11 protein-coding genes are annotated in these 10,272 nt (G+C 67.1%); 7 read left to right on the forward strand and 4 right to left on the reverse strand.

The annotated features are described in order from the left end of the window. Both VIR09_RS15330 and VIR09_RS15335 read right to left on the reverse strand, forming a co-directional pair. The coding region (locus VIR09_RS15330; protein ID WP_332013644.1) for an FAD-dependent oxidoreductase at positions 1-434 on the reverse strand (434 nt) is incomplete at its 3' end. Positions 435-601: 167 nt separating this feature from the next. Continuing rightward, positions 602-781 (reverse strand): hypothetical protein, encoded by a 180-nt coding sequence (locus tag VIR09_RS15335; RefSeq protein ID WP_059375255.1) that lies wholly within the window; start codon positions 779-781, stop codon positions 602-604. 281 nt (positions 782-1,062) lie between these two features. On the opposite strand from VIR09_RS15335, the gene VIR09_RS15340 reads away from it, so the two are divergent. The 7 genes from VIR09_RS15340 to VIR09_RS15370 all read left to right on the forward strand — a co-directional run bounded on the left by VIR09_RS15340 (position 1,063) and on the right by VIR09_RS15370 (position 8,196). Further along, positions 1,063-2,202 (forward strand): CaiB/BaiF CoA-transferase family protein, encoded by a 1,140-nt coding sequence (locus VIR09_RS15340; RefSeq protein WP_332013645.1) that lies wholly within the window; start codon positions 1,063-1,065, stop codon positions 2,200-2,202. Between the two features lie 41 nt (positions 2,203-2,243). Then, on the forward strand, positions 2,244-2,885 hold the full coding sequence (locus VIR09_RS15345; RefSeq protein WP_332013646.1) for a TetR family transcriptional regulator: 642 nt from the start codon (positions 2,244-2,246) through the stop codon (positions 2,883-2,885). A 95-nt stretch (positions 2,886-2,980) separates the two neighbouring features. Further along, the gene (locus VIR09_RS15350) at positions 2,981-3,751 is read left to right on the forward strand and encodes a crotonase/enoyl-CoA hydratase family protein (protein ID WP_332013647.1); all 771 of its coding nucleotides are present in this window, start codon (positions 2,981-2,983) and stop codon (positions 3,749-3,751) included. 9 nt (positions 3,752-3,760) lie between these two features. After that, entirely contained in the window at positions 3,761-4,771 is a 1,011-nt protein-coding gene (locus tag VIR09_RS15355) for an NADPH:quinone oxidoreductase family protein (protein WP_332013648.1), read from the forward strand. Between the two features lie 60 nt (positions 4,772-4,831). Continuing rightward, positions 4,832-5,788 (forward strand): tripartite tricarboxylate transporter substrate binding protein, encoded by a 957-nt coding sequence (locus VIR09_RS15360; protein WP_332013649.1) that lies wholly within the window; start codon positions 4,832-4,834, stop codon positions 5,786-5,788. A gap of 30 nt (positions 5,789-5,818) precedes the next feature. Then, on the forward strand, positions 5,819-7,060 hold the full coding sequence (locus VIR09_RS15365; RefSeq protein WP_332013650.1) for an acyl-CoA dehydrogenase family protein: 1,242 nt from the start codon (positions 5,819-5,821) through the stop codon (positions 7,058-7,060). Continuing rightward, positions 7,057-8,196: a CoA transferase gene (locus tag VIR09_RS15370; RefSeq protein WP_332013651.1), complete on the forward strand. Its 1,140-nt coding sequence runs from the start codon at positions 7,057-7,059 to the stop codon at positions 8,194-8,196. The genes VIR09_RS15365 and VIR09_RS15370 overlap by 4 nt, the downstream gene beginning before the upstream one ends. Before the next feature lie 25 nt (positions 8,197-8,221). Here VIR09_RS15370 and VIR09_RS15375 read toward each other — a convergent pair whose 3' ends face one another. Both VIR09_RS15375 and VIR09_RS15380 read right to left on the reverse strand, forming a co-directional pair. Then, complete coding sequence (locus VIR09_RS15375) at positions 8,222-8,857, reverse strand: helix-turn-helix domain-containing protein (protein WP_207468631.1); 636 nt, start codon at positions 8,855-8,857, stop codon at positions 8,222-8,224. Positions 8,858-8,941: 84 nt separating this feature from the next. Further along, positions 8,942-10,272, reverse strand: a 1,331-nt coding sequence (locus tag VIR09_RS15380) for a D-aminoacylase (RefSeq protein ID WP_332013652.1), incomplete at its 5' end; no start/stop codon positions are given.

Raw genomic sequence — 10,272 nt, forward strand, 5'->3', positions numbered from 1 at the left:
ACCGAAGGCGCGTCGGCGATCGCGGCGCGCAGGCGCGCGGCGTCGTCGGCGTTGCGCAGGTAGATCAGGTTCTGCAGTTCGTCGGGCACGTCAGGCAGGCGCCGCGCGCGCGTGCCGGTGGCCAGCACCAGCGCGTCATAGTCCAGCTGCTTGCCTGAAGCCAGCGTCAGCCGGCGCGCATCGCGGTCGATGCCGACCGCGGGGTCCGCCAGCAGGACCTGCACGCCGGCGTCGGCGTAGACGGTCTCGGGGCGCAGCAACTGGATCGGGGCTTCCGGATCCTTGATGTAGGTCTTGGAGAGCGGTGGCCGGTGGTAGGGCAGCGAGGCCTCTTCGCACACCAGCGTCAGGCTGCCGGGAAAGCCGCCTTCTATCAGGCTGGCGCACAATTGCGCCGCCGCGTGGCCGCCGCCTACGATTACCACCTTCTGCATGCATGACTCCTGTTCTGCCTGGCCCGGGCCGACGAGTGTATGGCGGGTCCGGGCGGAATCGGCAATCCTACCGCAGTAAGCGGCAGAGGGGCTGCATGAGGGCGGCGGGCGTTCCGCGCCTGGAAGGGATCAGGTCGCGGCGTCAGGCGCGGTTTTGGGGGACAGGGTCAGGCGCCCGGCAACATGTAGCGGGCGGAAACGGCCAGGATGCGCTGGGCGGATTCGCGCAGCCTGCGGGCTTCGCGGTGCGCGTTGAGGGAAACCACGGCGTCGTAGCGGCGCGCGCTGAGCGGACCGGCCAGCAGCACCGGGCGGCGGGTAAGGATGGGGGATATCAAGCGTTGCATGTGAAGCATTCCTGCGGGCGCCAGGCCCAGTCGATGCCAGCTATCGTAAGGCGGCCAGGGGCGGCGGCCAACGACTTACCTTTTATATGAATATCCGGCGCGTTCCCGGGTTCGGGCGGGCTGGCGGATATCCGAACGGCAGTATCGCCCGCGAGTGTGACAGCTGTATGCCAGTGCTCGCAGCGGCTCCGCCACGTTCCAGACGCGGCGAGGGCCGGGTCTTGTCAGTTCTAATACTACGCGGTAGCATTAAAAAAACGAATGCTGGATCGGAGACAAAGATGGCATTGCCCCTGGAAGGTCTGCTGGTGATCGCTGTGGAGCAGGCAGCCGCAGCGCCCTATGCCTCGTCGCGGCTGGCCGATGCCGGTGCGCGCGTCATCAAGATTGAACGCGCGGCTGGAGATTTCGCGCGCGGCTACGACGGCGCGGTCATGGGCGACAGCACATACTTCGTCTGGCTCAACCGCGGCAAGGAATCCATCGTTCTCGATTTCTCTCAGCCTGAGGATCTGGCGCTGTTGCGCACGCTGATCCTGCAGGCCGACGTGCTGATCCAGAACCTGGGGCCGGGCGCGGCGGAACGCGCCGGATTCGGCTGGAAGGAAATGCGCGCCGCCAATCCCAGGCTGATTACCTGCGACATCACGGGTTACGGCGAGTCGGGTCCCTATGCGGACATGCGGGCCTACGATCTGCTGGTGCAGGCCGAATCGGGCATCGCGTCGGTGACCGGCACGCCGGAGGCGCCGGGCAGGGTGGGCATATCCGCCTGCGATATCGGCACTGGCATGTATGCGCACGCAGCCATCCTGGAAGCGCTGCTGCAGCGCGAGCGGACCGGGCAGGGCAGTGCCCTGCACGTGTCGCTGTTCGACGCAATGGCCGACTGGATGACCGTGCCCCTGCTGCACTACGACTACGCCGGCACGGTGTGGCCGCGCGTAGGCCTCGGGCATCCGACCATCGCTCCCTATGGCGCCTTCGCTTGCGAAGGCGGCCAGTCGATCCTGATCGGCGTGCAGAACGATGGCGAGTGGCGCCGCTTCGCCTGCGACGTGCTGCGAAAGCCCGAATGGGTCGATGACGAGCGCTACCGCAGCAATCGCGACCGCGTGCGCCATGCGGAGGAATTGAAAGCCGCGATCGAAGCCGTATTGAGTACGGTGGCTCTGGAGGAATTGCGGCGGCGTCTGACACTGGCGAAGATCGCCTATGCGTCAGTCAACGGCGTTAAGGAATTGTCGGCGCATCCGCACCTGCGCCGCTCCGAGGTGCGCACCGCGTATGGAGTGGCCTCGATTGTGGCGCCGCCCGTTCAGGTGCGTGGCGAGCCGCGTAATCTTGGTGCGGTACCCGCCATAGGCGCGCACACGCAGGCGATCCGTGATGAGTTCGCGGGCGCCGGCAGGCAGGCCTGAGAGTAGAATTTCGCGTTTGTTTCCGGTAGAGCAAGGACATTATGGGACGGCCTAGCCTGATAGACAGCACGGAAGGAATCGAGAAGCGGCTCGCCATTCTCGATGCGGCCGCGTCCGTGTTCATGAACCTGGGCTTTTCAGCGGCATCGCTGGACGACATCAGCGTGGCCTATGGCGCGACCAAAGGCATCATCTACTACTACTACCGCAACAAGTCGGCGCTGTTCTTCGCCGTGCAGCGGCGCGCCATGGAACTGACCCGCGAAGCGATCGAGCCGCACGCGCTGTCGGCCGAACGGCCTGCCGTCAAGCTGCGGAAGATGGCGCATGACCATACCGTGCTGATGATGGAGCATCTGGCCTACCTGCGTGTCGCGGCGCAAGGGCTGGAGCTGCATCTGACGGGCCGCACCACCGCGTCCGAACGCGCCGAACTGGAAGAGATCCTGAAGTTGCGGGCGGCGAATGAAGCCTTGTATGTGCGTGTGATCGAGGAGGGCGTGCAGTGCGGCGATTTCCGCTCCATGGACGCCAAGCTGCTGGTCAAGCCGCTGTTGGGGGCTTTGAACTGGACTTCGCGCTGGTATCACCCGCGCAAGAACGAAACTGCGAAGGACCGCGAGCGAGTCGCCAGCGAACTGGCCGGCTTTGCGGTCAGCGCATTGTTGCCGCATCCGCAGTAAAGCCGGGCCGCGCCAACGGACCGTTCCGCGCGGCTTTTTTTTCAATCATTTTAATACTGCTTGGTATTATTCAAATTACAGGACGACAGCGATTCATGGCTCCGAAAATCCTGGTGGAACGCGCCGGCTTTGTGACCACGGTGATCATCAACCGGCCCGAGGTGCGCAATGCGTTGGATCGCGAGGCTGCCTCCGAACTGGCGCGAGCGCTGCGCGAGTTCGACGCCGACGAACAGGCCCGGGTAGCCGTGCTGTGCGGCGCCGGCGGCGCCTTCTGTTCTGGCGCTGATCTGAAGGAATTGGCGGGAGGCACTGACTATGAGCCCTGGGCAGGCAGCCCGGACGGCCCCCTGCATGCGCCGCTGTCCAAGCCCGTCATCGCGGCGGTGGCCGGGCATGCCTGCGCGGGCGGATTGGGCGTGGCGCTGTGGTGCGATCTGCGCATCGCGGAGGAAAGCGCCTCGTTCGCCGTACTGTCGCGCCGTTGGGGCGTGCCGATGAGCGACGGCACCACCGTGCGCCTGCCGCGCCTGATAGGCATGAGCCGCGCCCTGGACATGCTGCTGACCGCCCGTATTGTGCTGGCCCCGGAAGCCGAGCGCTTCGGGCTGGTCAATCGCGTGGTGCCTGACGGACAGGCGCGTGCCGAGGCCGAGGCGCTGGCCCGTCAGATGGCGCAATTCCCGCAGATCGCGATGCGCTCGGACCGGCAATCGGCCTATGCCCAGCTGGCCTTGTCCGAGCGCGACGCGGTGGCTGCCGAGATGGCCTACGCCGCCGCCGCGCGCAAGCTGGAGGCGCGCGCCGGCGCGCAGCGTTTCGAGCAGGGCGCGGGGCGCCATGGCGCCTTGCCAGAAACCGATTAGGAGAGAACCATGCGAGCCGTCATCTGCCGGGGGCTGGACGATCCCGGCCTGGTCAACGTCGAGACCTGCGCCGCGCCGCCCTTGCGGGCGGACAGCGTGCGCATCGAAGTGCATTCCTGCGGCGTGAGCTTCGCCAACCTGCTGGTGTTGCAGGGCAAGCACCAGAACCGGCCGCCGCTACCCCTGACGCCGGGCACCGAGGTGGCAGGCATCGTGCGGGAATGCGCTCCAGGCGTGACGCTGTTCCGTCCGGGCGACCGGGTGGTGGCCGGCGTGCAGTCGGGCGGCTTTGCCTGCGAAGTGGTGGCGCCGGTCGATACGACATTCGCCCTGCCCGCCGGTGTGGATTTCGACAGCGCCGTACAGTTTCCAACCATCTACGCCACCGCCTATGGCGCGCTGCGCTGGCGCGCGCATCTGCAGCCGGGCGAGACCGTGCTGGTGCACGGGGCCAGCGGCGGCAGCGGACTGGCGGCCATCGAGATTGCCAAGCGGCTGGGCGCGCGCGTGATCGCGTGCGCCAGCACCCAGGCCAAGCTCGACGCGGCGCGGGCCCATGGCGCCGATGTGGGGCTGAACTACCGGGAAGGGGGCTTCCGCGACGCGGTGCTGTCCCTGACCGACGGGCGCGGCGCCGATGTGATCTTCGATCCGGTGGGCGGCAAGGTCTTCGAAGAGTCCTTGCGTTGCGTCGCGCCCGAAGGGCGCTTGATTCCGATGGGATTTGCCGGCGGCGACATTCCGCAGATTCCCGCCAACATCCTGCTGGTCAAGAACGCCACCGCTATCGGCATCTACTGGGGCTACTACATGGGCTGGGGCAGGGTGTCCGTCCCGCCCGAGCGCAAGGCAGCGGTGCGCGCCGCCTTCGCCACGATGTTCGATTGGGTCGTCGAAGGGGCGCTGAAACCCTGCACCCAGCAGACCTATCCGTTGGAGGCATACGCGGCCGCATTGGACGCGCTGGCCTCTCGCGAGGTCATCGGACGGGTCGCCTTGCATCCGCAGTCATCTTCCTGACCGCGAACGCTGGCGCCCGCAATTCCAAAAGACAACAGAGCACACAAAGGAGTTGGAGACATGAAGCGATTGACCACTTTGCTCGTAGGCGCCGTGCTGGCGCTGGGCGCCCAGATCAGCCACGCCTTTCCCGACAAGCCGATCCGGCTGATCGTCCCGTATCCCCCCGGCACGGGCACCGATACCTTGGCGCGCTACACCGCCCGCCAGCTGGAGGCCAAGCTGGGCCAACCCGTGATCGCCGAGAACCGCCCCGGGGCCAGCGGCATTATCGCGACCCAGGCCGTCGTGTCCGCAGCGCCCGATGGCTACACGCTGCTGCTGGCGGCCAATGCGCCTGTGGCGACCAACGTCGCGGCGTTCGCCAAGCTGCCCTATGACCCCTTGGTCGATCTGGCGCCGGTGGCGGTGCTGGCTCAGGCGCCCATGGGCTTCTATGTTTATCAGGACTCGCCCTACAAGACGGTCGCGGACCTGGTGGCGGCCGCCAGGAAGGATCCGAAGAAACTGAACTACGGGGCGGGCAGCGCCACCTACCAGATTGCCAGCGAGTGGTTCCTGTCGCTGGCGCAGGCCAGCGCCAACGGCATTTCCTACAAGGGGGCGGGGCCGGCCCTGAATGATCTGGCGGGCAAGCAGGTCGACTTCGTGATCGCCGAGTACAGCGGCGCGCAGGCCTTGGTCCAGGCGAGAAAACTGCGCTTGCTCGCAGTGACGACGGATAAGCGATTGGCCAGCGTACCGGACGTGCCCACCCTGCAGGAACTGGGCTACAAGGATTTCTTCAAGGTGGCGTGGTGGGCCATGTTCGCGCCGGCCAAGACGCCCGCGCCGGTCGTGAAGACCCTGCAGGACGCGCTGCTGGAGATCTACGCCGATCCCAAGACGCAAGCCTTCCTGGCGCAGAGCAATTTCATCTCCTTCATTGGCGACGCGGCCGCGCTGGCCAAGTTCCAGAAGAAAGAGATCGAGCTTGAGATTGCCACGGCCCAGAGCGCCAACATCCCCAAGCAATAGCGCCCAGCCTACACGACAGGACGTTGTTCCATGAACATGCAAGCTACGCTCGCGTGGCCGTTCTTCGAGCCTCGGCATCGTGACCTGCTGCGGCAGGCCGACGCCTGGCTGGAGACAAGGCCCGCCTGGACCGCGCCGCAAAGCCGGGCGGAGATGGACGAACAATGCCGGCTCCTGGTGGCCGGCCTGGGCCAGGCGGGCCTGCTGGCTCACGCCGTGCCCGACCCGCTAGCCCCCGGCGCCCGCATCGACACGCGCGCGGTCTGCCTGCTGCGCGACCGGTTGGCCCGACATGGCGCGCTGTTCGACTTCGCGTTCGCCATGCAGGGCCTGGGATCGGCCGCCATTGCGCTGGACGGCACCCCCGCGCAGCGGCAGCGGTATCTGGCCCCCGCCCGGGCAGGACGCCACATCGCGGCATTCGCGTTGTCGGAGACGCAGGCAGGCTCCGACGTGGGCGCCTTGTCGTGCTCGGCCAGACAGGATGGCGATGCCTATGTCCTGAACGGCGAGAAAACCTGGATCTCCAACGGCGGCATCGCCGACCACTACGTCGTCTTTGCGCGCGATCCGCGCAGCGCCGGCGCCAAGGGGATATCGGCTTTCATCGTGGATGCGGATACGCCGGGACTGGAGATCGCGGAGCGCATCGACGTGCTATCCCCGCATCCGCTGGCTACCCTCAGGTTCACCGCCTGCCGTGTCGCGAACGGGCAATTGCTGGGCGAATCGGGGCAGGGCTTCAAGCTCGCGATGCGCACGTTGGATATCTTCCGGACCTCGGTGGGCGCGGCGGCGCTGGGCTTCTCGCGCCGGGCGCTGCAAGAGGCCACGCAGCATGCGCTGCAACGTGAGATGTTCGGCAAGACGCTGGCCGATTTCCAGCTGACCCAGGCCAGGTTGAGCCAGATGGCAACCCAGACCGACGCTTCGGCGCTGCTGGTCTATCGCGCCGCCTGGGCCCGCGATGCGGGGCGGGGTTCGTCGCGCGATGCGGCCATGGCAAAGCTGGCCGCCACCGAGCATGCGCAGCAGGTGGTGGACGCTGCCCTGCAGATGCATGGCGGGCTGGGCGTGCGGAGCGGGTACATCATGGAGCAGCTGTACCGCGACGTGCGGGCGCTGCGCATCTACGAGGGCGCGACCGAGGTCCAGCATCTGATCATTGGACGCGATCTGTTGCGCGAGGCGCGCGAGCAGTCCGCGCTGGCGGCAGCCCTTCCATCCACTCAAGGCCCGAGCAGGGCCACCCCCAACCAGGAACGAGCATGACAGGCCCTTTGTCCGGTATGCGCGTCATAGACGCCAGCAATTTCGTGTTTGGACCGATGGCGACCCAGTTGCTTGCCGACATGGGCGCCGATGTGATCAAGGTCGAGCCGCCCCAGGGCGACCCGATGCGCATGGTCGGCAAGTCGCGCAATGCCAGGATGGGATCGTTCTTCCTGAACCTGAACCGCGGCAAGCGCAGCGTGGTCCTGGACCTGAAGAATGTCGCCGACGTGGCGCGGCTGGACACGCTGCTGGCCAGCGCCGACGTCTTCGTGCACAACATGCGGCCCGCTGCCGCCAGGCGCCTGGGCATAGACTACGACAGCCTGGCGCAGCGCCATCCGCGGCTCGTCTATGCCGTGGCTCTTGGCTTTCACCAGGACGGCCGCTACGCCGAGCGCCCCGCCTACGACGACGTGATCCAGGGCATGAGCGGCGTGTCCGGCCTGCATGCCAGGATGTATGGCGAGCCGGGCTTCATTCCGATGCTGTTCACCGACAAGCTCTGCGGCGTCTATCTGGCGGGCGCCATCGCGTCGGCGCTGGTGGCGCGAGCCGCCAGCGGGAACGGGCAGCAGGTGGAGGTTCCCATGTTCGAAACCATGGCCTCTTTCAATCTGGTCGAACATCTGGCCGACAGCATCTTCAGCGGCTCGGAGATGGCGACCGCGCCGCGCGGCTATGAGCGGGTCTTCAGCCGCTATCACCGGCCCTTGAAGACCCGCGAGGGCCATGTCTGCCTGGTAGCCAACACGGACGCGCAATGGCAGCGCCTGTTCGCCTTGCTCGACCGGCCCGACTTGGCCGCCGACGCGCGGTTCCTGACCATGGGGGACCGTATCAGCCACGCCGAACCCCTGTACGAGGAAGTCAGCCGCAGCCTGCTGGAACGCAGCACGGCGGAATGGCTGGCGCTGTTCCTGGAGCACGACATTCCCGCGGGACCTGCCAACAGTCTGGATGACCTGCTGCGGGATCCGCATCTGGCTGACGTGGGTTTCTTCGAGACCGTTCAGCACCCGACCGAAGGGGAGCTGCTTTGCGCGGCGACGCCGTTCCGGTTCTCTGCAAGCTCCAGGGAGTCAGCCGGCGCCGCGCCCGGGCTGGGCGAGCACAGCGCCGAACTGCTGGGCTAGGCGCTGCGCAGCTCGAAATCCCGGGTCATTCGGGCGGCTTCAGCCGCGACGGCACCTCGCCCACGTCGCTGCACACCGCCAGCACTTCCGCGGGCTTCTTGCTCATGGACAGGTAGACATGGCCGATGCTGCTGTCGAAGTAGGCGGTCTCCAGCTTGCCCAGCACGACGCTGTCGCCGTTTTCGAACTGGATGCGGACCTTGCCCGACAGGACCACGGCGAATTCCTGGCCCGGGTGGCGGATGTAGTCCTCGAATTCCACCACCTTGCGCGAGTCGATGAGCGCCAGCATGGGCGTCATCTTCTTGCCGGGGTATTCGCCCATCAGCAGGCGATAGTGGTAGTTCTCCGTGACGTAGTCGCGGGCGTCGCTGAGCTTGTTCTTGACGAAGGTCGGGGCGACGGCGGCCTGCGAGGCGTCCGGCAGCATGAACATGCGGGTCATGTCTATGCCCAGCGCGCCCGCCAGCGCGGCGAATTTCTCGTAGCTCAGGGCGATCTGCCCCAGCTCCGCTTTCGACAGCGTCGACACCGCGATGCCGCTGGCGCGGGATAGCGCCTGCAAGGTCATCTTGCGCGCCTTGCGCTCGGCCCGCAGGCGAGCGCCCATTTCTTCCTTGCCCACGATCTCGGGCGGGGATGTAGTGCCGGGTAGGGCCATGTAGCGATCTGGCAGGTAGAAGTTGGTTGGGGGCAGGGCCCGCAAGCCCCGCCGCGTATGCCGGATTGTAAGGGCTGGCGGGGCTCAGGCTGCTGTCCGGTTGAGGACGCGGCCTGCGTGCAGGCCGGTGAAGGACTGGTCCTCCCAGACGGGCGCGCCGTTGACGTAGACCGAGTGGATGCCCGCGGCGCGCTCGGTGGGACGCTCGAAGGTGGCCGAGTCGGCCACGGTGGCGGGGTCGAAGACCACCAGGTCGGCGTAGTAGCCGGGCAACACCTGGCCGCGTTCGGCCAGGCCGAACTTGGCGGCGGTCAGGCCGGTCATTTTCCAGACCGCGGTCTCCAGCGGGAACAGGCCCAGGTCGCGCGAGTAGTGGCCCAGCACGCGGGGAAAGGTGCCCCACAGGCGCGGATGGGGGCGTTCGTCGTGGGGCAGGCCGTCGGAACCGATCATGGTGGGGCCGAACGCCAGGATGCGCTGCACGTCGGGCTCGTCCATCATGAAGTAGATGGCGCCGGCGGGCTGCAGCTCGGGCACCACGTCGTACTTGGATTTGCCGCGTTCGGCGGCGATTTCCTCCAGGTCGCGCCCGCTCAGCTCGGGACAAGGCTTGCACCAGGTGATGAGCGTGCGGCCCGCCAGCAGCACGCGGTCCTGCTTGAGCATGGTGGAGCCGGCCACGTAGGGATAGGCGTCCAGCGACACGTCCTGGCGGGCCATGGCGGCTTCGATCAGGGCCAGCGTCTCCTTGGAACGCCCGAAGTTGGGCTTGCCCATGACCTTGTGGTGCGAGATCACGACCGGCACGTCCAGCTCGCGGCCGATGCGGAAGGTTTCTTCCAGCGCCTCGACGATGTGCTCGCCCTCGTCGCGCATGTGGGTGGCGTAGACGCCGCCATGCGTGCCCAGCGGGCGGCAGACCTCGATGATTTCCTCGGTGCTGGCATGGGCGGCGGGCGGGTAGAACGCGCCGGTGGAGATGCCGATGGCGCCGCTGGCCAGCGCGTCGTCGGCCAGCGTCTGCATGGCCTGGATCTCCTTGGCCGTGGCTTCTCGCTTCAGGTCGGGCATGACGGCGGCGCGCAGAGTCGAATGGCCCACCATGCAGGCGGCGTTGACGGCGGGCGGCGCGGCGCGCAAGGCTTCCAGGTAGTCGGAGAAGCGCTCGAAGCGGAACGAGCCGCCTTCGTCCAGCAGGTCCAGCGGCGCGGGCGGGCTGGCGTGCGCCAGCGGCGCCAGGCTGATGCCGCAGTTGCCGGTGACCACGGTGGTGACGCCCTGCGAGATCTTGGGCGTCATGTCGCGATGCTTGAGCAGGTAGTTGTCGTCGTGCGTGTGCGAGTCGATGAAGCCCGGGGACACCACCTTGCCCTTCACGTCGATGCGGCGGCGGGCGCCGCTGGCGCTCAGGTCGC

The sequence above is a fragment of the Achromobacter sp. genome (assembly GCF_036567245.1).
Classification (GTDB): Bacteria; Pseudomonadota; Gammaproteobacteria; order Burkholderiales; family Burkholderiaceae_B; genus Achromobacter.

Coding starts and splice junctions, on each gene's coding strand:
- VIR09_RS15335 (WP_059375255.1), bottom strand. CDS start 781: ATGCAACGCTTGATATCCCCCATCCTTACCCGCCGCCCGGTGCTGCTG.
- VIR09_RS15340 (WP_332013645.1), top strand. CDS start 1,063: ATGGCATTGCCCCTGGAAGGTCTGCTGGTGATCGCTGTGGAGCAGGCA.
- VIR09_RS15345 (WP_332013646.1), top strand. CDS start 2,244: ATGGGACGGCCTAGCCTGATAGACAGCACGGAAGGAATCGAGAAGCGG.
- VIR09_RS15350 (WP_332013647.1), top strand. CDS start 2,981: ATGGCTCCGAAAATCCTGGTGGAACGCGCCGGCTTTGTGACCACGGTG.
- VIR09_RS15355 (WP_332013648.1), top strand. CDS start 3,761: ATGCGAGCCGTCATCTGCCGGGGGCTGGACGATCCCGGCCTGGTCAAC.
- VIR09_RS15360 (WP_332013649.1), top strand. CDS start 4,832: ATGAAGCGATTGACCACTTTGCTCGTAGGCGCCGTGCTGGCGCTGGGC.
- VIR09_RS15365 (WP_332013650.1), top strand. CDS start 5,819: ATGAACATGCAAGCTACGCTCGCGTGGCCGTTCTTCGAGCCTCGGCAT.
- VIR09_RS15370 (WP_332013651.1), top strand. CDS start 7,057: ATGACAGGCCCTTTGTCCGGTATGCGCGTCATAGACGCCAGCAATTTC.
- VIR09_RS15375 (WP_207468631.1), bottom strand. CDS start 8,857: ATGGCCCTACCCGGCACTACATCCCCGCCCGAGATCGTGGGCAAGGAA.